Raw genomic sequence first — 23337 nt, forward strand, 5'->3', positions numbered from 1 at the left:
GGCTTTAGAAATTTAAGCTAAGCCCAAAAGTTATTGATTTTTGAATAGGAGAGGCATAGATGTTCCCGTAAGTTTCTGGGTCGAAGTAGCCACTATAACCATTGCTGAATACAAATAAATTTCGACCCTCTACAGAAAGTTTGAAATTACGAATACCCATATTCTTTAAATATTCAGACGGGATACTGTAACCTAAACGAATGCTGTTGATTCTAAAATAATTGAGTTCCTTTACTCGACTTTGGAAAGCTAAATACGTATTGAAATCATCTCCACTATTGAACCAATTGTAGACTAATCCGTCAGGAATTGTTTTTTGCCCGATGATTCGTGGGTTTTTTGTAGTTTTGTTATTTGGTTTCCAAGCATTTAGAATATCCCTTGTGTAGTTAACGCCAGGGTCTACAGCGGTGAAGTTATAAGCAGGATTGGCTAAAGCTTTTCGGCCAAGAACAAAGCTGGAATTGATGTTTAAATCCCAATTTTTGTAGCGAAAATGGTTTGCTAATCCCCCAAACCACTTGGGGCTTCTGGAGCCGCCGTACTGATACTGTGCTCTTCGCTGGTCTACGCTTAGCCCTGACTCTACCATGAAACTAGGATAGAATGCCGCCCAAGGGTCTGACAATTGATAGAAATCTACAGCGCTTACAATTTCTCCATTTTCATTGTAAAATTGAGGTGCCCCGTTGCTGTCTAGGCCTGCATCTCGAATCAGCCAAATAGCATCGACAGGATAAGCTTCGCCTGAAGGGAAGTTTAGATTTTTGGTATTAAATTCTACTTTTTTTACTATATTTTTGTTTTTACTGATGTTAAAAGAAGAACTCCAATGGAAGTTTTTAGTATCTATATTGGCTGTGTTTAATGTAAATTCCCAGCCTTGATTTTTGATTGCGCCAAAATTGACCATCGTTTGTGCAAAACCAGTTTCCAATGGTAGCCGGCTAGGGGTAATTAAATTGGTGCTGTTTCGCTCATAGTAATCTATAATTAGATTAATTCGATTATGAAATAAGCCTAATTCAGCACCAGCACCAATGTTTTCTGTTTTTTCCCATCTCAGTTTGGCATTGGGTGGAGATGTTACGCGCAAAACATCTTCTGACGCGCCTGGTAGAACGGCTGCCCGCTGATGTTGTGCAATGACGATGGGAGAAGTTGTTTTGTCAATATTTCCTTGGAAACCGTAAGAAGCTCTTAATTTTAGTGTAGAGATGCTTTTCAAATACTCCATAAATCGCTCGTTGTGAATATTCCAAGCTCCTGAAACAGACCAGATAGGCAAGTAGCGGTACTTGGGGTCAACTCCAAATAAGTTGGACCCATCATACCTCAAGCTACCAAAAACGGTGTATCTTCTGTCATAAGTGTAAGAGGCTGTGCCAAAGAAAGATGCATAGGCATTTTCTAATTCTATTTTTTTGTAAGCTTCGTATAAACTATTGGTGGCGTCGGTTTGATTTCTGAAGACGATAGGCGTTGGCTGGTTTGTTTTATCATTGTAGCCAAAAGCTTTCGTGTTGGTGAAAGTTGTGTTTTCTTTTCTAATTTCCATGCCAGCCAATAAATTCACATCGTGAGCACCTAGGGATTTTTGCCACTCCAGATTATTTCTCCATAGATAATGAAAATTATTTGTGTCAAAATTTTGTAAAATGCCACCGCTAGGCAACCAGTAATTTTGTTTTCCGTTGGCAAAATATCGAGTCCCAGCACGGTAGATACGGCTAAAATAAGAGTCTTCTGATGCCCACTTTTCATTACCGTTTCTCTCGAGCTGAATGCCAAATAAAGAACGATAATTTAAGCCTTTAAAAATTTCATAATTAAGGTCAAAGTTTCCTTTTAATTGTAAGGAATTTAGCTGATTTCTAGTGTTTTGTCTTTCTTCTATAATGTTGAATTTGACGAAGTCTGCATTATTTTTGGCAATGTAATTGATGTTTTCATCATAGGCGTAATTTCCATTGTCATCATAAATTAACTGATATGGGTTTACGTTCCTCAGGTAATTATTAGGATTCGTAAAAGAACCTTGATCGGTCAAATAACTGCTCTGGCTGATGGATGCGCCAAATAAATTGATACCGATACTAAGTTTTTCGTTTAATTTAAAGTTATTCTTCAATGTAATATTGAGTCGGTCATAGTCTGTGCCTTTTAACGCACCTTGCTCATCATAATACGCTAAAGAGATGTAGAAATTATGCAAATCTCCTCCGCCCGAAGCCGAAGCCGTATGTTGATGGTTAATGGATGTTTGGTATAGCTCTTTCCACCAGTCGAGATTGTTTGAGCGCAAAACATCTAGTTGCGAAACAATGGAAGAGGGGAGTGCTTCACCATTTTGGTAAGCCTCTAAAAATCCTTCTTTTTGTAAAAGGCGGGCAATGATACCATTATTAGAACGATAATTTAAATCTTTTCTTTTCGCTAATTCTAACTCAAAATCAACTTTTTGCTGACTATTCATCAAATTAATTCTTTCAGCATCAGGTCTGAAGTTGACAAAGGTGTTGGAAGATAAATTAATATTCAGTTTACCTTTTTTACCTTTTTTTGTTGTTACCACGATAACCCCGTTAGCTGCCCTAGCACCATAGATAGAGGTGGCAGAAGCATCTTTCAGAACAGTGATTTTTTCAATATCTTCTGGGTTGATTCCTGCGATGGAATAGCTGCGCAAATCATCTAAATTATTTTTATCGCTCAAGTCTGGGGTGTTATTCCCCTCTAAGGGAATATCATCAACTACCCACAGCGGATCTGAAACGCCGCGTAGAGTTGAAATTCCACGAATCTGGATGTTACCTAATTCTCCAGCTCTTCCAGTTGAATTTTGTAGATTAACGCCCGCTATCTGCCCTTCTAGCATTTGGTCTACCACAGCAACTCCTTTCTGCTGAATGCTTTCCATTTGAACCGTTGCTACGGCAGAAGTAACTTTATTAGGGTCTATTTTTTGATAGCCAGTTACGACTAAATCTTTTAAATTTAATTGCCCTTTTGCAAAATAACTTGTCAAGATTACGTTATAATTATTTTTTTGAGGACTAATGCTGATGGTTTCAGTCTCAAATCCATCATAACTAATACTAATTTGACTTAAATTTTTAGGTATATTCAGTCGATAATTTCCATCCACATCTGTAATGGTTCCCACAGCATTATTGCGAATATTCGGCTCAGCTACTTCTTTACTTATGACTGAGGAATGAATAAAAACGGACGCCCCAGCGATAGGGAATCCGTTTTCATCCATAACTTGCCCCGTTATGGTTCGCTCTTGTGCAAAAGCTGATACTGCAGCGATGGCAAAAAGCGGTAAAGATAATTTCTTCATTAATATTTATTTAATTTAAATGTAAAGCTTCCTCGATTCTAATCTTCAAATCAAGAAAATGGCTTTTTGTAGCCTGATCTCTTCCGTTTAGATTTTTTATAAGATTATAGACATTCATCAATTCACCTCTCTTATAAGAAGTCACTTCAGAGACTCGCATCATTGATTCAAAATTCAGTTGGATTTGCTTATTACTATGCACATGTTGATGTACACACCAATCTTCACCAATGGATTTTCCAGCTGTTTTTTCAAATAAATTATTATTATCCACAATTAGAGCGTCAACATAATTTTTTTGTACCATTCTTTCTTGAATAGATAATTTCCTTTTAGAAGGGAAAACGGCCGAACGCATTTGATTGAATAAATCTTCCACTTTATAATTAGAATTCCCCATAAATTCACTTTCTAGTAATCTCAATAATCTTTTATCTTCAAATAAATAATATAAGACACCATATTGTTTTTCTCTGAAGAAAGAATATATCGACTGTTGAATTCCTCCCATGGGTGAAGACGTCACAGGCTTCACATAGCTTAAAAGTTTTTCATTAATCAGCCAATCTGGAATATTAACTACATGATCGATGATATATTGTACAGCTCGCTCTTGCTTCTCTTTGGGCACAGGAGTAAAAGTCGTGTTTCCGTCACCATAGACGCTCGGCGTAATGTAAATTCCACCCACATTATTTAAAACATGGAAGTTGTACATATTCCATTGATTGATGACATCAGCATAGAGCTCCCCAGCCTTAGAATAGTCATTTTCAGGTTCCTGCGTCCAAGCTAAAATCTGTGGAATAGTTTTCTTTAGATTAATTAAACCATAAGAGCTTGCTTTCATAGCATCATTTCCTAAATCTTCACTTTGAGCTCTTGGGTCAATAATGTTAAGCTGAGATTGCTGTGCACCGTAAAAATACAAAGGATTACCAGCTACTTTGAGTAGCCACTCATTGGTTGATTTTTTATCTTCAAAAGGAGAATTTGTAGGTAACCAGCGGTATCCCCAGGCAATGGCAAATTTATCATAAACACCGATTTCTGGAGTGGTTTGAGTCACACCATCGCCTTCTTGGGCTACGTAATTAAATCGGGCATAGTCCATGATGGAGGGAGCCGTTCCGCCCATTTGATTGGTAAAGGTTTTTGAACGTAAATCTTCTACATCAAATGCGTAAGACGAGCCCATATTATGCATAAGCCCTAGTGTATGCCCAATTTCGTGAGAAGAGACAAAACGAATGGCATTCCCCATTCTGTTTTCAGAAAAAGTATTGCTTCTCACCTCTGGGTCGATGATGCCAGTCTGTACTCGCATCCAATTTTTGATGACAGTCATCACATTATGCCACCAAATTACATCAGATTCTAAAATTTCACCCGAGCGAGGGTCTACGACAGAGGGGCCCATCGCATTGGCTTTGTCAGAAGCAGCATAGCTCAATACCGAATAGCGAACATCATCTATATCAAAATCATCAGTCTCATCCTCTGACAGTAGCTTTGCTTCAATCGCATTTTTGAAACCTGCAGCTTCAAAAGCCACATTCCAATCTAAAATTCCCTGAAGAATATAAGGCACCCATTGATTGGGCGTAGAAGGGTCAATATAAAAAATAATCGGTTTTTTAGGTTCAACTAAATTCCCGGCTAAATATTTTTCTATATCTTCCTCTTTGGGTTCCAACCTCCAGCGAGTAATTACTTTTCTTTTATCAACCTCTTGCTGTAAATCGTTGTAATACCATTTTGGCGTATTAAAATACCCGATTCGCTCATCAGCAAAACGAGAATTCATGGGTTGAGCAGGCAATAGAACGATATTGCTAGTCACACCAATCGTTAAATTAGCCGTTTCTTTTCCTTCCATAATTTGGGCAGAATAAGTTGATTTCACCACCACATTTTTTTCAAAGGCTTTAATTTCTTTAATAAAAGATAAATCTGGGTTTACCAAGCCACCCAAGCCTAGGCTGTTTAACAAATCATTAAAAGTCGTGTTTGACCCATCAAAAACCTTATTAACTTTGATGACAATTGATGTAGAATCAGGGGGAATAGCTTCAATTTTAAATTTTTCAAAAATACTCTCGTTGTAATTAGCACTCACCGACTGAGAGATATTGTCTTCATCGCTTACATCAATTTTAGGGTCAAAAGTTTTGACCAAAATATTTTTACCGCTACGATCTTTATAAAATCGAAGTAAAATATTTTGAAAATTCATTCCACGATTGATGCCAGCATCATTTAATTCACTGCCGACAGAGCTAATTTTGTTTACAATCAGCATGTCTTTCCCTAGCAATGAATCTGAAATCTGAAAATAATAATCATCCTCATTATTAATTACCGTAAAAAGTCCGTGAATCACGGTGGCGTCTTTTAAAATTCTATCATAATCACTTAAGCTATCTATTGGAGTCTCGACAGAATATTCGGTCGCTTTTTCTTGTGCAAAATTCAGTGTAGAAATGAAAATTAAGCAAAATATTAATGTATTCCTCATAATCTCGTTTTATAAAAATGTGTAAAGTTAATGATTTATAAATAGTTGTGAAAATTTTTCAAGGCTTTAAAAAAAAGACTCAAAAAAAACTTTTGAGCCTTAATAGGAATAATAAAAACTTTGTGTTAATTTTTTATAATACTTAAGCTTTTATTTAAATTTCATTATAGTTTTTTTAATTAAACGCCCTTACTTAATTGATTTTATAACCTTTTCCACTTTATCCCGCTGCTTTGGGGTCTCGCTTAAACGGTTATAATCCTCAGGATCAGCAATACCTATGGTAGCCGCAACCAAAGTGTGGTAGTTGGTATCGTTTAATAATTTATCATAAGCCTCATTGTCAATACCTTCCATAGGTGTAGCATCAATATTTTCGGCAGCACAACTCGTTAGTAAAACGCCTAAAGCGATGTGAACTTGCTGGTCAATCCATGATTGAATTTCGTGTTTTTCTAAAGGCTTTAGAGAATTTTTGTAATAATTTATAGCAGCCTCTGGCAAGTAATTTTTCATATCTTCCTCAAAAAAATCTACGGTTTTTGACCGAAAAATAATGAGACAGCTCGCATTTTTAATTTTTGATTCATTGCTACTCATTGATGCAGCAGCAAATTTTTCTTTTTCTTGCTGATTTTCTACAAATACAAATTGCCAAGGTTGACTATTGACTGAAGATGGGCTCAAACGCAAAATATCTTTGAGCATTTGTATTTTCCCTTCGGGAAGTTTCTGGGCAGAATATTGTTTCACTGCGTACCTTTGTTGCATAGCTTCTTTGATCATCTGAATTTTAATTTTTTTAAGTTTATTATAATTCAGCAATCTGTATGCCTAAATTTTATATGAAAAAATAAAAGCCTTTAAAAAATTAAATTTCTAAAGGCTTTAAAAATTTTTATAAAAACTTAATTATTGAATTTCTATCTTTTCAAAATTCTTTGTGCAGCATCAGCCGCTACCGTTAACCCCCCAGCCATCATGATGACATCTTTTAAAACCAATCGCCCTGCGCCAGAAAGGTAGGGGAAACCGTGCCTTGGTGTGGGCATATCACCGCCCAAATTGGGTACATAAACCTCTGGCGTTGTGATAAGAAATGAGAGTGTGACGATGGACATACCAAAGGTTAGAATCCCGCCCCAAAAGCCAATTTCAGCAGACCAAATCCCTAAAAATGTTAGTAGACCAATGATACAAATTACAGTGCCCAAGCCGTAGGAGAAAATATAAGTTCCATTTTCTTTGTGCCATTCAATGTTTTTTTGCACCATTTTCCCTTCTGGATTTCGGTGCAATTTATATTGCGCGACTTCTTCGCCCTGCTCATTTACCGCTGTTTTGCCCGTATTGTTATAGAAAAAAGACATAAAAGGGCTGTTAGTCACAAACGGAACAATGCCATCAGCTTCGTATTGAAAAGCCTTTAGCCCGCCAATCCAAGCCATCACGATAAAAATAGCTACGCGGATGAAATTGATAAATTGAGGTTGTAATGCCGCAATGGCAGTGTAAATATTTTTCATGATTTTAAAAATTTTTTCAAAATTAAGAAATTAAGTGACTTTGTAAAATGGATAAATTTGTGATTTACATGGATTTTTTTGCCACGATAGAGATCCCGACCTTGTCTCTAAATTGTTGTGGTGAAACGCCAACCTCTTTTTTGAAATATCGGCTGAAATAAAACTCATCACTGAAGGATAAATCAAGTGCAATTTTTTTGATAGGATTTTGGGTTAAATGCAACATTTTTTTAGCCTCCAAAACCACACGTTCCCGAATTAAAACTGAGGGTGAAATTCCATATAAATTCTTAATTTTTTTACTGAACGAAGAGGCGTTTAGCCCAAATTTCTCTGCATAGAATGAGACACTTCTGTTTTCTATGAATTCTTTTTCGAGTAATTTTTGGAAATCTTTAAGTTCTTGATTTTCTTTTATTTTGGGCTCTATTTTTTTCATCAATTCGCTCTTTTCTTTGCTGGCAATGGCTAGAATCAGTTGCAGATAAGTGCGTAGGATCGAAAGACTGAATTCATCTTGAGCATCGACATAATTTTTCATTTTTTTGACGATATTTTGAATTTCTGAAAAAAACTGATTTTCCATCGGTACAAAAGCTTGAAAATAAATATTATTGAACAGCAAACCATTGCAAGCAACCTCTTTTTTATGATATTCGATGCAGTAAAAATCACCATGAAACTTTAGGCAAAAAACGGGTTGATTTTCCCAGTTTTCCCAAGAAAGAAGCTGGTAGGGCGATAAAAATAATAAAGAATTGGCAGGAAGCTCAAAGCTAGAGAAGTTAATAGAAACGCTGGCTTTAGCATTTGTTAAAAAAATTAAATAATAGGGTTCATGCCACTTTTTATGCTTGCTAAGGTTGATATTTTCTTCAATTTTTATCATCAGATAAGATTCAGTATTTTGAGAAAGATAAAAGTAACTTATTTTTTTAGGCTTAAAAAATTTTATACCTAACTATAGAAAGCGTATTTTTGTATAACTGCTAAAAATAATTAATTATGAAACTTTGGGATAAAGGATTTAGTGTCAATCAACAAATCGAAAACTTCACCGTGGGCAAAGACCGTGAGCTAGATGACTACTTGGCTAAATATGATATGCTGGCATCAAAGGCTCAGGCAAATATGTTAACAAAGAAAGGCTTGCTGAGTGAAGAAGAAAATCAGAGTTTGCAAAAGGCTTTAGATCAATTATTGGAAAAAGAGAGCAAGGGTGAGTTTTTCATCGATGAAGGCTTTGAAGATATGCATTCCAAAATTGAAGCAGAACTTATCAAAACTTGCGGAGATGCGGGTAAAAAAATTCATACAGCTCGCTCAAGAAATGACCAAGTTTTGGTTGCAATACAGTTGTTTCACAAAGATTATTTGGAGCAAGTAATGGCAAAAATTAAAGAACTTTCTTCTATTCTACTAGAAAAAGCAAAGGAGCACAAAGATGATTTGTTGCCAGGCTATACCCATTTTCAGGCAGCGATGCCAAGTAGTTTTGGGCTGTGGTTTTCTGCCTATGCAGAGAATCTAATTTCTGATGCAGCCTTCTTGCAAGCAGCCTACACGGTAGCAGATCAAAATCCGCTGGGTTCTGGTGCTGGCTTTGGGACAAGTTTTGATATAGATAGAGACCAAACAACGCAAGAGTTAGGCTTTAATTCGATGGCGGTATCTTCTGTGGGAGCTCAAATGCTCAGAGGTAAAACCGAGAAAGCAGTAGCGATGGCAATGGCGATGCTGGGTGGAACGCTTTCTAAACTGAGTTATGATTTGGTGATGTACAATAGCCAAGATATGGGTTTTGTGAAATTACCTAATGAAATGACAACGGGTTCGAGCATCATGCCACACAAGAAAAATCCCGATGTCTTTGAATTGACGCGTGCGCACTGCAACCGAATTCAGGCATTGCCGAATGACGTAATGCTTTGTATCAATAATTTGCCAAGTGGTTATCATCGTGATTTTCAAATTTTAAAGGAAATTTTGATAGAGCCGATGTTACAATTTCAGAATATTCTTGATATTCTGATTTTCGCATTGCCACAGCTAGAGATCAAGCAAGATTACATGAATCAAGCAAAATATGATAGTATTTATACCGTAGAGAATATCAACAAAAAAATTCAAGAAGGAGTACCTTTCAGAGATGCGTATAGAGACGTAGGCCTCTCTGTAGAAGATGGTAGCTACGAGCCGCTAAAAAGCTTTAAAACGCAACACGTTGGGAGCATTCATGATTTAGGCTTAGATCGAATTCATGCTAAATTGGAAGCTTTAAAATTGAATTAATTACTGAATGATTTTCTTTCTACTACTAGCTTCTGTTTTACTAGGAGCTTTGCTGGGAGAAGTTTTGACCAAAAACAATACTTGGAAAAAAGCTTTTCTGACCTTCAGCGGTGCTTATTTATTGGGAATTGTGATTTTAGAAATTTTCCCACATTATTTTGAGCACGGGCACAATGCACATCATTTAGGCTTATTTGTAATTTTTGGTGTGCTTTTACAGATACTCTTGGAAGGCTTAAGCAAAGGAGCAGAGCACGGGCATTTTCATTCAGAGGACAAAAATCATTTTCCTGTAACTGTATTTGTAGGCTTATTTATTCATGCCTTTATAGAAGGAATTCCAGCGCAAGAGTCCATTGGGAAAGGCTTTATAGCAGGAATTCTAGTCCATAAAGTCCCTGTTGCAGCGATTTTATACACATTTTTAAAGCCTTTAAAAATTCAGAAGAGAATCTTGTATCTATCAATCTTTGCTTTTGCTGCCCCCGCAGGTCATTTACTGGGGCAGTATTTGCCTCAGGGCATATTACAAGTCTCCTTGGGGATGACGGCAGGTATATTTTTGCATATTTCGTCAGTTATAATTTTTGAAAGTGCAGATCATCACAAAATGAAGCTTTATAAATTTATATCCCTACTAGCTGGGATTGCCTTAGCTTACGCATCAGTCGAATTGTTGCAGCATTGATTTTATCGCTGTTTGATGAAATGAATGATTAAAGCCAGCCAACCTAAAATCATTAGCAACCCGCCCAATGGAGTGATGGGGCCTAAAACTTTGTTTGGGATATTGACTTTTTCTGAAAATGATAACAGAAAAATACTGAATGAAAATAAAAAACTACCGATAATCAATCCTCTAGCAGCATTTTTTGCCCAAAAATCTTGAAAATCTAAGCAGAATCCTAAAATTAACAAAACGATGGCAGCAAACATCAGGTAGCGAACGCCGACTTCAAAGCTCAGTAGCTTCTCGGCAGAAATTATTTTTTTGAAAGCATGAGCACCAAAAGCACCTAAAATTACGGAAAGTGTACCATAAATTCCAGCTATAATTAAAACTAAATTTTTCATTTCTCATTCATGTTATTGATGAAATTTTTTAAATATTGAGGCTCGAAATAAGCTAAATTCTCAAAAATTTTATTCTTAAATTCATTATATCCTAAAATACCTAAAGTCTTTGCTGATGGTAAAACAGGCTGAACTTGAGCTTCAATTTCTAAAGGCTTTAAAAATTCTGCTGTTTTTTCAGCTCCGTCACCCAGCAAAATGATTTTTTGATTTTTATAAGGCTTAAAAAAATCTTCATTTAAAACTAAGGCTTGGGTCGGTTTAATTTTTTGAAATTGATGATTGAAGACAGCACAATAGATTTCATCCCGCCTTGCATCAATCGTAGGAATAATAATTTCAGATTCACCTTCAGCTTGCAGCGCTAAGGCACTGAGTGTATCTACACTCACCAATGGAATGTCTAAAGAAAAACAAAAAGCTTTGGCACTTGAAACGCCAATGCGTAACCCAGTGTAAGAGCCCGGCCCAGCGGAAACGATAACGCTACTCAAGTCAAAAAACTGTAAATCAACCGTTTCTAATGCCCATTGAACAAAGAAGTTGAGCATCTCGGCATGAATATAGGCTTCGCTGGATTGCTCGACGAGGCTGATGCAGTCTTTGTTTTCAAAAATAGCGACGGAGCAATTTTTGCTTGCAGTTTCAAGGGCTAGTAAATAAGACATATTATGAAAGATAAATTTTTTGCCTGCGTAAAATTGGTGAATTCAAGTAATAAATGCACTACGGGTTTGGAATACATTTTAAGATTAAAATTCGAGTAAACTAATGACTTCCACATCAGATTTTAAATTTTTTAAGCCTTGTAAAAAATTTAATTGAATAAGGAAATTGTATTGCACGGGTTTTGCTCCCACTCTCTCAATGAGGTTAGACGCCGCCCTTGCCGTTCCGCCAGTGGCCAAGACGTCGTCATGAATTAAAACTCGCTGCCCAAGCTGAATCTGATTTTCAATGATTTCTAAAGTCGCTTCGCCGTACTCCAATTGGTAGGTTTCAGAAACGGTAGGCGGAGGCAGTTTCCCCTTTTTTCGCATCATAACGAATGGAACGTCTAAGGCTAGTGCCAATGGAAATCCGAATAAAAAACCTCTGCTTTCTATACCGCATACGAGATCAACTTTTCCCCTTGCATGGCTTGCTAAGCTTTGAATAACTTCGTTAGAAAGCTCCGAGTTTTGGAGAATCCCACTGAAATCTTTGAACGAAATTCCTGGCTGTGGAAAATCCTCAATTACACGAATGTGATTTTTAATTTTTTCTTCTAATACCCCCATATGAAAAGTAACTTTGCCAAATATAATGAACATCGTGCCATAATCCAAAGAATTACAAATTGTTTACCTTTGTTTTATCAACTATTAAAATTACATCGAATGGCGTTTCGTCGAATTTTAAAATTTATTAAGCCTTATAAAATTTATTTGTTTTTCACGATTTTCTTTAACGTGCTATACTCCTTACTAGCCATTGTTTCTGTGACTTCACTTTTCCCGATTTTACAAATTTTGTTTAAGAATACTGGGGCGCAAGTGACCAACGCTATGCCAGAGACGCCCCAAGCTTGGACATTTGAGAATGCACAGCAGAAATTAAATGATTACATCGTTCAAAACATTGCAGAGCATGGCGCTTTACACGTACTAGCTGTGCTTTGTGTGGTAACCATAATTCTTTTTTTCTTACGGAATTTATTTCGTTATTTGGCACAATATTTCATGGTTGGTTTGCGCTCAGCAATTAGTTTTGATATACGGAGAGATTTGTACCATAAAATTTTAAACCTTCCAGTTTCATTCTTTACCGAGCAGCGGAAGGGCGATTTTATGAGTCGAGTATCTAGCGATGTAGATAACATTCAGCGTTTTATGCTTATGCCTTTGATTGAAATTATACGCTCTCCATTCATGATTATAGCCACACTGAGTATGCTTTTTTATATGAATTTAGAGCTTACATTGGTGACTTTGGCGTTGCTACCCATCATGGGATTTGTGATAAGTACTATTTCTAAAAGCCTCAAAAAAGATGCTCGGAAGGCTCAAGGGAGATTAGGTATTTTAATCTCTAAAGTTGAAGAAACTTTAAACGCCTCAAAAATTATTAAAATTTTTAATGCACAATCTCGCTTAGAGAAGAATTTTGAAGAGACGAATTCCTATTGGCAAAAATTCACTAATCGTGTAGAGAGAAAGTCAGAGCTTTCTTCGCCTACATCAGAGTTTCTTGGCTCGATGACGATGATTATGCTCGTATGGTACGGGGGGAAATTAATCATACAAGAGGAGAGCATGTCGGGAGAAGTTTTCTTGACTTTTGTTGGCTTGTTTTTCCAAATGCTAGACCCAGCGAAGAGTTTGTCTAAAACTGTTTCAGACATTTCGAGAGGAACGGCGAGCGCAGAGCGGGTATTAGAAATTTTAGATTTAGCTTTGGAAGATGAAAGTAATAAAAAATTCATTCCTTTTGAAAATTTTGAAGACCGAATTGAGTTTAAAAACGTTTGGTTTCGGTACAATGACCAGCAATGGGTCGTCAAAGATTTTAGCCTAAGCATTCGCAAAGGGGAAACGGTGGCTTTGGTAGGGCAGTCAGGGAGCGGAAAAACGACGATAGCTAATTTGCTTTCTAAATTTTACTTGCCTACTTGTGGGCAAATTTTGATAGACGGGAAAGATATTTCTGAAATCAATAGTGTTGATTTTCGTTCACATTTAGGTATGGTCACACAAGAATCTGTTTTGTTCAACGATTCAATTTTTGCCAACATTCACATTGGTAAAGAAGAAGCGAGTTTAGAAGAGGTGGAAAATGCAGCAAAAATAGCTAATGCATATGATTTCATTCAGCAATTCCCAGAAGGATTTACCACAAATATAGGCGAAGGCGGCGGTAAACTCTCGGGCGGGCAAAAGCAGCGTATTTCCATAGCAAGAGCCATACTCAAAAACCCTGCAATCATGATTTTAGATGAGGCAACTTCAGCACTCGATACGCAATCAGAACGCTTGGTGCAAGAAGCGTTAGAACATATGATGCAGAATCGAACGAGTTTAATCATAGCACACCGCCTAAGTACGATTCAAAAAGCGGATAAAATTGTTGTGATGAAAGACGGTGAAATCATAGAAATTGGGAGACATCAAGAATTGATGGGGAAAAACGGTGTCTATGCTCAATTGATTGCGATGCAAAATTTCAGTTAATCTTTTTTGAAAGGTTCAACGTGAATCAAAACATTGTAAATGCTAGGGTGTTTTTGGATTAAATGCTTCTTCACAGCATGAGCAATTTCGTGCCCTTGATCTACAGAGATTTCCCCATCGACGATGAGGTGCAAATCAACTAAGAAATAGATTCCTTGTTTTCGAACCCAGCATTTATCTGTAGCCAAAGCTCCATTCACCTCTAGTGTAGAATTTCTAATTTCTGCTATAAAATCATCATACAAATGCTCATCCATCACTTCACCCAATGCAGGGCGTAGAATTTTATAAGCGTTAAATAAAATTATAATACCAGCAATCAAAGCTGCGATGTCATCAGCAATTTCGTAGCCAGACCCCATAAAAACAGCTACCGAAATCCCCAAAAACGCAGCCAAAGAAGTCATTGCATCAGAACGGTGATGTTCCGCCTCAGCATTCAAAACAGAACTTCCTGCAGACAGATTATTTCGAATGGAGTAGCGATAGTAAATTTCTTTGGCTAAAATAATTAAAGCTAAAATATAGAGTGTCCAAACTTTAGGTGTTTTCTGTGGTTCATAAAAATTTTTAAAGCTTTGAAAAATAATAAAAATCGCAGATAGAATAAGAAATAAAACGATAATAAAGGTAATCAAAGGTTCTGCTTTTCCGTGACCATACGGGTGGTCTTCATCAGGCGGGCGACTGGCATAGCTGAAGCCAAAAATACTGAGAATAGATGCAAAAATATCAGCTAAAGACTCAATTGCATCGGCAATCAGAGCAAAAGAATTTCCGATAATTCCTGTAATGCCTTTGGCTAAAACCAAAAATAAGTTGATGGCTAAGCCAACAAAAAGGTTTTTTTTGACTTTTTTGATTTTTGAGCTTTGCATAACACTACAAAACTAAATGAATTTTCCATTAAATTTAGAATTTATAATTTTGCACTAATTTTTAAAAGCCTAATAAAAAATTCATTTTCGCATGCCAAAGAATTTAGTCATTGTAGAGTCCCCAGCTAAAGCAAAAACTATTCAAAAATACTTAGGAGAAGACTTCCGTGTAGAGTCCAGTTTTGGGCATATAGCAGATTTACCCAAGAAAAACATGGGAATTGATATTTCTAATAATTTTGAACCTATTTACGAAATTTCGCCTGATAAGAAAGAAGTTGTCGCTAAGCTCAGAAGATTGAGCAAAGAAGCCAGCGTGGTTTGGCTAGCATCTGATGAAGACCGTGAGGGAGAAGCAATTGCTTGGCATTTGTATCAGCAATTGGGTTTAAAGGCAAATGAAACGAAACGAATTGTATTTAATGAAATTACCAAAAAAGCCATTCTCAATGCGATTGAAAACCCGAGAGAAATAGATGAAAACTTAGTCAATGCCCAGCAAGCACGGCGAATTCTAGACCGCTTAGTTGGGTTTGAAATGTCGCCTGTCTTATGGAAAAAAGTAAAGCCAGGGCTCTCGGCTGGGCGGGTGCAATCGGTAGCCGTTCGCTTGATTGTGGAGCGCGAAAAAGAGATTTTGGACTTCACACCAGAAAATAGCTTTAAAGTTACTGGAGATTTCCAACTGAAATCGGGGGAAATATTTAGTGCACATTTAAACCATGATTTTGAAGATTTTTTAAGCCTTAGAAAATTTATAGAAAAATGCCAATCTGCTGAGTTTTCTGTCGGGGAAATTGATAAAAAACTAGGTAAAAGAAATCCATCGGCTCCGTTCACAACGTCAACTTTGCAGCAAGAAGCTTCACGAAAGTTAGGCTTCTCAGTAGCTAGAACGATGCGCGTGGCTCAGCAGTTGTATGAGAGCGGTTTAATTACTTATATGCGTACCGACAGCGTAAATTTATCAAGCGAAGCAATTTCTGCGGCATCGCATTACATTGAAGAAAATTTTGGGAAAGAATATAAGCAAGTCCGAAAATATACCTCTAAAACAAAAGGTGCGCAAGAAGCACACGAAGCGATTCGCCCTACAAACCTTCGAATGGAACAGGGCGGAGCAGATGCTTCTCAACAGCGATTGTACGATTTGATTTGGAAACGAACCATCGCTAGCCAAATGGCAGAGGCAAAGCTGGAAAAAACGACGATAGATGTGGATATCTCTAATCAAAAAAAGCACGTCTTCCGCGGGAAAGGAGAAGTGGTGTTGTTTGATGGATTTTTAAGGGTTTACCAAGAAAGCACTGATGATGATGAGGTGGTGCAACCGAAGGGGATGACGATTTTGCCACCGATGGAAAAGGGTGATGTACTGATACCGAATTCAATTTTGGGTTTAGAAAAATTTACCCGGCACCCAGCTCGTTACTCAGAAGCTAGTTTGGTAAAGAAATTAGAAGAATTGGGCATCGGTCGCCCTTCTACCTACGCACCAACAATTAGCACGATACAGAAGAGAAAGTATGTTGAAATTGTGAATTTAGAAGGGGAGAGGAGAAAGCTAAAAGCAATTCGCCTAGAGAAACAAAAAATAAAAGAATTTACTGAAAATGAGACCTTTGGAGCTGATAAACGAAAGCTGAAACCTACCGATGTAGGCATTGTAGTTAATGACTTTTTGGTAAATTATTTCAAAAACATCATGGATTACCAGTTTACGGCAAAAGTAGAAGAAGATTTTGATGAAATTGCTGCTGGAAAAGAAGATTGGTTTAAGATTTTGGATGAGTTCTATGGTAGTTTCCATAAAAATGTAACGGATGTAGAAGAAAACGCTGACCGAGCAACGGGAGAAAGACTTTTAGGCAAAGACCCTGAGACGGGCAAAAATGTTTATGCTAGAATTGGACGATACGGAGCGATGGTTCAGATAGGAGAAACTGAAGAGGAAGAGAAACCAAAATTTTCTGGGCTAAATCCTAATCAAAATATTTCTACCATTACACTAGAAGAAGCTTTGAAACTTTTTGAGCTTCCTAAAGATTTAGGAGAGTATAAAAAAGAACCAGTTTCGGTGAACGTAGGGCGCTATGGACCCTATGTAAAGTTTGGTGAAAAGTATATCTCTCTACCAAAAGACTTAGACCCCAATGAAGTTAATTTGGCGCAAGCCCAAGAAGTGATTGATGCAAAACTGAAAGAAGAAGCACCGATAGCAGAATACGAAGGGAAAGAAGTGACGAAAGGCACGGGGCGATTTGGCCCGTTCATTAAATGGAATAATTGGTTCATCAATGTAAGCAAAAAGTATGATTTTGATAATCTTTCCTCAAAAGATATAAAAGAACTCATAGAGGCTAAAAGGAAAAAGGAAAACGAAAAAATAGTAAAAGTTTTTGAAAAAGAGGGGATTAGAATAGAAAAGGCACGTTGGAAAAGACACAACATCATCCAAGGGAAAACCAAAGTCGAGGTGGCTAAAGATGTAGACGTTTTGAATATGACCTTAGAAGAGGTGCAAAAGATATTAGCCACAAAAACCACGAAAAAATCAGCAAATAAAAAAACTAAAAAGACAAAAAAATAATGAATATTTTTGAATTTTTGGAACCCAACGCAGATGATTTTATTTATGAGGAATCAAGTATCGGCAGGGGATTTGTGAACTTCAACCCATCAGAGATTCAGCACGGGAGTATTTATATTCTTAGCGTCCAAAATTATTTTGGTACAGAATATGAATTCTCAAAATCAATCTTAGTAGAATGGTGGCGTTCTTTTAAAAAATTATATCCCAATAATTGGAAAAGACCAATTTGGGATCTAGGTGTGCTGATAGAAGGAGAAGATACCAGTCAATTTTTATATGCCTTTGATGAAATCGTATCAAGCATTCAAAAAAATAAAGGAATTTTGATTCTCGTTGGCGGAACTCAAGCTTTGTCTTTTCATATTTTTAAAGGCTTAGAAAAAAAATTTAAATCAGTTTGCTCGGTAGATAAAAAGCTAGACTTAGAGAATCCAATAGAGGAAGTAAATGCAAAGAATTGGGTTTCTCACATGATTTTAAAGCCAGAGCATAGGCTATTGAATTATTATAATTTTGGGAGCCAAATCCCGTACAATCAAATTGAAAATCATGACATCTTGGAGCAGCTGAATTTTCAAAATATAGGTTTGGGGAAATTAATTGAGAATCTGAAAAAAGTAGAGCCTTATTTACGGGACTCCCACCTATTGAGCGTAGATATGGGAGCCATGAGCTCAGCTTGCTTTAATTCTACTCAAAACACAGTAAACGGATTGAATGCTAGAGAAATTTGTGGAATAATGAGATATGCAGGCTTGTCTATGGATTTGGATGCACTGCACCTCAGCTTGGCAGATGATAATATAAAGCCAAGCAATGCGGAGCTATTAGCAGAGATGGTTTGGTATTTTATTGATGCGAAAAATAATATGAAAAAAGATGGAGAGGTGCACCGCTACCGAGTGCAATGGGAAGAAGAAGAGTTGGTGTTTCTAAAATCAAACCAGTCAGAGCGTTGGTGGATGGAAGTTCAGGTAGATGGAACAACTCAGCGAATTCCATGCGAGGAGCAAGATTACAGAGATTGCCTAAAGGGTGAAATTCCAGAGAAATGGAGTTATTTTTTTAAAAGATTTTTTTAAGCCTTAAAAAAAATAAAAATTAGATCAAATTTAATTTTTGGTCATTAAATAAAAAATAATAGTTTTACAAACTTTAAAAAAGAAGAATATAATGGTAAGAACTGTTGCATGTATACTTTTGAGTACCATGCTTTTTTCATGTAACTTATTTAATGGAAAGGGTAGCAGATCGAATGACAGAGGTATGATTATACCAAGTAAGAAATCGAAAAACTTCTCACCAGAAAGACCAGTGGGAATGGTGGCAATACCAGGAGGCTCTTTTGTAATGGGGCAAACAGATTATGACTTTGCTCAGCAAAAAAACGCTTCACCCAAAACAGTTTCAGTTTCGGGATTCTTTATGGATGATACAGAAATCCGAAATTCGGAATACCAAGAATTTGTTTCATATGTAAGAGATAGTATTGTTCGCCAAAGATTAGCAGAGCGTGCTTATGAATTGGGCTACGATGGTACTGCAAATGCAGCAAGTGGGCAAGGGGGCATTAGTGATTTTGCATTTAAAGCGAAAGATAATGCAACTGGTGAGCAATCAGCTTACCTACAATATGTGAATGAAATGGCTGATGGACGTAGCGGGTATGAATCTGAAAGGCAATTGAATTGGGAAATTCCTATTATTTGGGATAAATATGAGTACCCTGATCGTGATTATGTAGAAGTGATGGAGGCTTTGTATTATCCACCAAAAGACCGATTTAATGGGGAAAGAATATTAGATGTTCGTAAATTGAATTTTGTATTTACTGAAGTTGATAAAAATAAAGCTGCGAGAGCTACGAATAGCAAACGCCAAGACTTTGTAGTTACTGACACGGTAAATGTTTATCCTGACACAACAGTTTGGGTAAGAGATTTTAACTATGCATACAACGACCCATTGCATGAAGATTACTTTTGGAATGAAGCTTATGCCGATTATCCTGTAGTTGGTGTAACTTGGAGTCAGGCAAAAGGTTTTTGTGTTTTTAGAACTAAAAAACATCAAGATTATAAAAGATCACGAAGAAAAAATAATACAGAAAACGTAATTCAATATCGCTTGCCTACAGAGGTAGAATGGGAATATGCAGCTCGAGGAGGTATACAAAATGCTCCTTATCCTTGGGGGGGGCCTTATTTGACGGATAGTAGAGGTTGCTACCTAGCTAATTTCAAACCGAAAAGAGGAGATTATGTAGAAGATTGCTGTGCTAAGTCAAAAAAATCTGGCTTTATTTATACAGCACCAGTGAAAACATTTCATCCTAATGGCTATGGGCTATACGATATGGCAGGAAATGTAGCCGAATGGACTCAATCTCCTTACGGAACTTCATCTGGAGAATATACAGGGACACTAAACCCTTATTTGGGCACTGGAAAAGATACAGATAGAAAAACCGTGAAAGGAGGCTCTTGGAAAGATGTAGGCTATATGCTTATGGTAGGAAATAGAGATAACGAGCATAAAGACTCAGCAAGAAGTTATATCGGATTTAGAACCGTACAATCTATCCCAGAGGGAGCGGACGTACGCTATAATAGAACAAGACAATAAAATTCAATTTCACTAATAGAAAAATTATAATTATGGCTTTAAAACCAACAAAAAAAGATTACATCCTGAATATGGTCTATTCCTTAGGAGCAGCAATAGTAATTTTAGGAGCATTATTCAAGATTAACCATTATTCCATAGGCCCATTAGATGGATCTACTGTTTTGTTAGTAGGACTTGGTGTAGAGGCAATTATTTTTGTGATTTTTGCTTTTGATCCACCAGCAGGAGATTATGCTTGGGAAAAAGCGTACCCAGAATTATTAGACGGGGAAGCCTCAGTTGCTAGGAAAGGTAATGCAACTGTTCAAGAAGATTATAATAAGCAGATATCTTTGTCTGAGAAATTAGATAAAATGTTGACCGAAGCCAAATTAGATGCCTCTTTAATGAACCGATTGAGAGAAGGAATTCAGAACTTTAGTAACTCAGTAGATGATATCAATAGAACGATAGATGCCTCTAAAAATACTCAAAAATACGGAGATCAATTAGCTTTAGCTGCTAATCATATGGAATCATTGAATTCTTTGTATCAATCTCAGCTAGAAAGTGGGAAAAGACAAGTGGAATTAAATAAAAAATTCATTGATGAAATGGAAAAATCTGCTACTGGGTCAGAGAAATTCTTGACAGAAATGAATAAATTAACCTCAAACGTTCAAAGTTTGAATCAAGTGTATGGTGGAATGCTATCAGCAATGAGGCAACCACAAGCTTAAATTTTATGAACAATATAAATTTTAATACTTTAAAAGTATAGAAAATGGCAAAGGGAAAACTACCACCACGCCAAAAGATGATCAACCTGATGTATCTGGTTTTTATTGCTATGATGGCAATGCAAATCGATAGAGAAGTGTTGAGAAGCTTTGAGGGCATTAATACATCACTTACGGATGCTTCGCAGTTGACAAATCAAAATAATTCAACATTTTATGATCAGATTAAAAATAAAGCTAGCGAAGACGCCGATTACAAAACAATACAAGATAGAGCAGAACAAGTCAAAGCAAGTTCAAACGAAGTTTTCCAAAGTATTGAAGCAATCAAAAACGAATTAGTTTCAAATGCAAACTACTCCGTGCCAAAAGAAGGAGAAGAGACCAATTATAATTCATTACAAAATACAGATGTTGTAACGAATTTATTTTTCAATGGAGATAATCAGTCAGAGAAAGGCAATATTTTAGTCAATAAAATTGATGAATTCAAGAAATTTTTACTAGACCAATATTCATCAGAAAATGATAAAGCTCGCGTAAATAAATTATTTGGAACAGAGGACTCTAAAAACCTGAGTTGGTTGCATAAAACCTTTTACAATCAGCCGATGGTTGCAGCTTTAACTAATTTAACTAAAATACAAGCTGATGTAAGAACAGAAGAAGGAAACTTGGTTCGTACATTGTTAGCGAATAAATTACAAGATGAAATTGAATTAAAAGCTTTTCAACCTATCGTAGACATTCCTCCAGTAGTAAGAAAAGGAGATAATGTCCAAGCAAATATAGCTTTCGGAGCTTATGACAATACATTGCAAGGTGAAGTAAAAATGGGAGGGCAAACCGTAGCTTTGACTGATGGTAGAGCCACATTCCCGCTAAATACTTCAGCAGATGGAACAAAGACCATTTCTGGTACAATGTCATATAGAAAACCAGACGGATCTACTGAGACGATGCCTTTTGAAAGAACTTATACGGTTGTAAGCGAAACTTTGGCAAAAGCGCCAAGCGGAGGTTCTATCTCTGCAGATAGAATGAATGTAGTTTATCGAGGCATCAATAATCCTCTGACAGCGACTATCAATGGTGCAGATGGACCAATTAATATGACGGCTTCAGTCGCAGGCTTATCAGGCTCAAATGGTAAATATAATTTCAAACCTTCGGGTGGGAATAGCGTTACATTCACAGCCTCTGCCAAAACTTCTTCGGGGAAAACAATAACTGAGACCAAAGAATTTAGAATCAAGCCTGTTCCTCCACCACAAGGGCAGATTAGAGGTAAAAACTCATTGATTGTACCTCCAAGTTCGCTATCTAAATTAGTCGTAGAAGCAGAAATTCCTAACTTTGAATTTGATGTAAGCTTTACAGTAACTAGCTTTAAGATTAAAGTCTCTGGCCAGAAAACGGTACAAGTTAACGGAAATCGATTGAGCGCAGCAGGAAGGGTGCTAGACCAAGTAAAGCCTGGTGACGCAGTTAATATTTTTGATATAGAAGCTACAGCTTCAGGATTGGATGGCAGAGTTCCAAATATTTCTGGAGTAGCTATAGATGTTCAGTAAAATAATTTTGGATAATTAATGAACTTAATTATCATATTTAATATAAAACTAAAATGAAGTTGAAAAATTTAGGTTTAATCTTATTATTATTTTCTTTCGTTGGGCTTGAGGCTCAGTCTGTTTTGAACGCAAAATCTCCAGCAGATTTGCGACGAATGAGAGAAGAAAATCTTAAAATAAATGCTAAGGGAGATACCATTAAAGATGAGAGTGAACCATTACCATATGGTTACATCAACGAAGATGATATTCTGTGGTCAAAAGTTGTATGGGAAGTGATTGATTTGAACGAAAAAATTAACCAACCTTACTACAATTCGACCAATGGCATTGCGTACAAAACACTTTCACTTTTTGATGCTTTGAAGAAAGGAATCGAAGACGGGAAAATTACAGAAGTATACGATGATGAATATTTTGAATATAAAATCACAAAAGATCAGGCTGTAAATGCACTCTCTAGAACTGACACCACAGATTATTACTACGAGCAGAAAGAACGCGGAGTTGATATGTCAAACGCCGTTGATGATGGGATAAATCGATTCGATATAAGTTCAGATAAAGTTAAAATGATTATGGTCAAAGGAATGTGGTATGTAGACAGAAGAATAGGTGAGATGCGATACCGCTTACTAGGCTTGTCAGTCTTAGGACCCGACGCTCAGTCGATAGGTCGAGGCTTTGAAGGGGCAGATGATTTTGTGAATTTATTTTGGATTTGGTATCCTGACGCGCGTAAAGTGCTTCATCAATATACCGTATTTGACCCCAAAAACGCAAGCTCAAAAATCACTTATGACGATATGTTAAATGCTCGTCGTTTCAACTCTATCATTTACAAAACTAGTGATGCGTTGAACAATCGTTCTATTGAAGAATATTTGCCAGAAGATGCCGTAGCTCAGCTTGAAGAGAGCTGGAGAATCAAAAACGATATTCTACAAAAAGAAAATGATATGTGGAATTATTAAAATTTA

General features: G+C 36.7%; 18 protein-coding genes. 9 read left to right on the forward strand and 9 right to left on the reverse strand.

Going from position 1 to position 23337, the window contains the following annotated elements:
• Positions 1-4: 4 nt before the first annotated feature.
• The 5 genes from D5J18_RS04945 to D5J18_RS04965 all read right to left on the reverse strand — a co-directional run bounded on the left by D5J18_RS04945 (position 5) and on the right by D5J18_RS04965 (position 8279).
• Entirely contained in the window at positions 5-3346 is a 3342-nt protein-coding gene (locus tag D5J18_RS04945; RefSeq protein WP_119057902.1) for a SusC/RagA family TonB-linked outer membrane protein, read from the reverse strand.
• A gap of 10 nt (positions 3347-3356) precedes the next feature.
• Positions 3357-5864 carry a zinc-dependent metalloprotease gene (locus tag D5J18_RS04950; RefSeq protein WP_119057903.1) on the reverse strand — a complete coding sequence of 836 codons (2508 nt, stop codon included), beginning with the start codon at positions 5862-5864 and terminating at the stop codon, positions 3357-3359.
• 189 nt (positions 5865-6053) lie between these two features.
• Positions 6054-6650: a nitroreductase family protein gene (locus D5J18_RS04955; RefSeq protein WP_133298104.1), complete on the reverse strand. Its 597-nt coding sequence runs from the start codon at positions 6648-6650 to the stop codon at positions 6054-6056.
• Positions 6651-6787: 137 nt separating this feature from the next.
• Complete coding sequence (locus D5J18_RS04960) at positions 6788-7390, reverse strand: DUF417 family protein (RefSeq protein WP_119057905.1); 603 nt, start codon at positions 7388-7390, stop codon at positions 6788-6790.
• A 64-nt stretch (positions 7391-7454) separates the two neighbouring features.
• Positions 7455-8279 (reverse strand): helix-turn-helix domain-containing protein, encoded by an 825-nt coding sequence (locus D5J18_RS04965; protein WP_119057906.1) that lies wholly within the window; start codon positions 8277-8279, stop codon positions 7455-7457.
• A 116-nt stretch (positions 8280-8395) separates the two neighbouring features.
• On the opposite strand from D5J18_RS04965, the gene argH reads away from it, so the two are divergent.
• A complete protein-coding gene (gene argH, locus D5J18_RS04970) occupies positions 8396-9682 on the forward strand; it encodes an argininosuccinate lyase (RefSeq protein WP_119057907.1) in 1287 nt (428 codons plus the stop codon).
• A gap of 7 nt (positions 9683-9689) precedes the next feature.
• A complete protein-coding gene (locus D5J18_RS04975; RefSeq protein WP_119057908.1) occupies positions 9690-10370 on the forward strand; it encodes a ZIP family metal transporter in 681 nt (226 codons plus the stop codon).
• A 2-nt stretch (positions 10371-10372) separates the two neighbouring features.
• Here D5J18_RS04975 and D5J18_RS04980 read toward each other — a convergent pair whose 3' ends face one another.
• From D5J18_RS04980 to D5J18_RS04990, 3 genes are all read right to left on the reverse strand, one after another.
• Positions 10373-10756 carry a DUF423 domain-containing protein gene (locus tag D5J18_RS04980; RefSeq protein ID WP_119057909.1) on the reverse strand — a complete coding sequence of 128 codons (384 nt, stop codon included), beginning with the start codon at positions 10754-10756 and terminating at the stop codon, positions 10373-10375.
• The gene (gene tsaB, locus D5J18_RS04985; protein ID WP_119057910.1) at positions 10753-11424 is read right to left on the reverse strand and encodes a tRNA (adenosine(37)-N6)-threonylcarbamoyltransferase complex dimerization subunit type 1 TsaB; all 672 of its coding nucleotides are present in this window, start codon (positions 11422-11424) and stop codon (positions 10753-10755) included. The genes D5J18_RS04980 and tsaB overlap by 4 nt, the downstream gene beginning before the upstream one ends.
• 84 nt (positions 11425-11508) lie before the next feature.
• Positions 11509-12069 carry an adenine phosphoribosyltransferase gene (locus tag D5J18_RS04990; protein WP_260377518.1) on the reverse strand — a complete coding sequence of 187 codons (561 nt, stop codon included), beginning with the start codon at positions 12067-12069 and terminating at the stop codon, positions 11509-11511.
• A gap of 66 nt (positions 12070-12135) precedes the next feature.
• On the opposite strand from D5J18_RS04990, the gene D5J18_RS04995 reads away from it, so the two are divergent.
• On the forward strand, positions 12136-13965 hold the full coding sequence (locus tag D5J18_RS04995; RefSeq protein WP_119057946.1) for an ABC transporter ATP-binding protein: 1830 nt from the start codon (positions 12136-12138) through the stop codon (positions 13963-13965).
• Here D5J18_RS04995 and D5J18_RS05000 read toward each other — a convergent pair.
• Positions 13962-14843, reverse strand: a complete 882-nt coding sequence (locus D5J18_RS05000) for a cation diffusion facilitator family transporter (RefSeq protein ID WP_119057911.1) — start codon at positions 14841-14843, stop codon at positions 13962-13964. The two genes, D5J18_RS04995 and D5J18_RS05000, sit on opposite strands and share 4 nt — an antisense overlap.
• A gap of 91 nt (positions 14844-14934) precedes the next feature.
• Here D5J18_RS05000 and topA point away from each other — a divergent pair, with 91 nt between their 5' ends.
• From topA to porN, 6 genes are all read left to right on the forward strand, one after another.
• Entirely contained in the window at positions 14935-17433 is a 2499-nt protein-coding gene (gene topA / locus D5J18_RS05005) for a type I DNA topoisomerase (protein WP_119057912.1), read from the forward strand.
• Positions 17433-18518: an arginase family protein gene (locus D5J18_RS05010; protein WP_119057913.1), complete on the forward strand. Its 1086-nt coding sequence runs from the start codon at positions 17433-17435 to the stop codon at positions 18516-18518. Before topA ends, D5J18_RS05010 begins: the two co-directional genes overlap by 1 nt.
• Before the next feature lie 91 nt (positions 18519-18609).
• Positions 18610-20061 (forward strand): T9SS ring complex lipoprotein PorK/GldK, encoded by a 1452-nt coding sequence (gene porK / locus D5J18_RS05015; protein ID WP_119057914.1) that lies wholly within the window; start codon positions 18610-18612, stop codon positions 20059-20061.
• A gap of 32 nt (positions 20062-20093) precedes the next feature.
• Entirely contained in the window at positions 20094-20783 is a 690-nt protein-coding gene (gene porL, locus D5J18_RS05020) for a type IX secretion system motor protein PorL/GldL (protein WP_119057915.1), read from the forward strand.
• 44 nt (positions 20784-20827) lie between these two features.
• Positions 20828-22357: a type IX secretion system motor protein PorM/GldM gene (porM, locus tag D5J18_RS05025; RefSeq protein WP_119057916.1), complete on the forward strand. Its 1530-nt coding sequence runs from the start codon at positions 20828-20830 to the stop codon at positions 22355-22357.
• 53 nt (positions 22358-22410) lie between these two features.
• Positions 22411-23331: a type IX secretion system ring subunit PorN/GldN gene (porN, locus tag D5J18_RS05030; protein ID WP_119057917.1), complete on the forward strand. Its 921-nt coding sequence runs from the start codon at positions 22411-22413 to the stop codon at positions 23329-23331.
• The last annotated feature ends 6 nt before the right edge of the window (positions 23332-23337 follow it).

Origin of the sequence: Candidatus Ornithobacterium hominis (assembly GCF_900538215.1) — a bacterium.
Taxonomy (GTDB): Bacteria; Bacteroidota; Bacteroidia; order Flavobacteriales; family Weeksellaceae; genus Ornithobacterium; species Ornithobacterium hominis.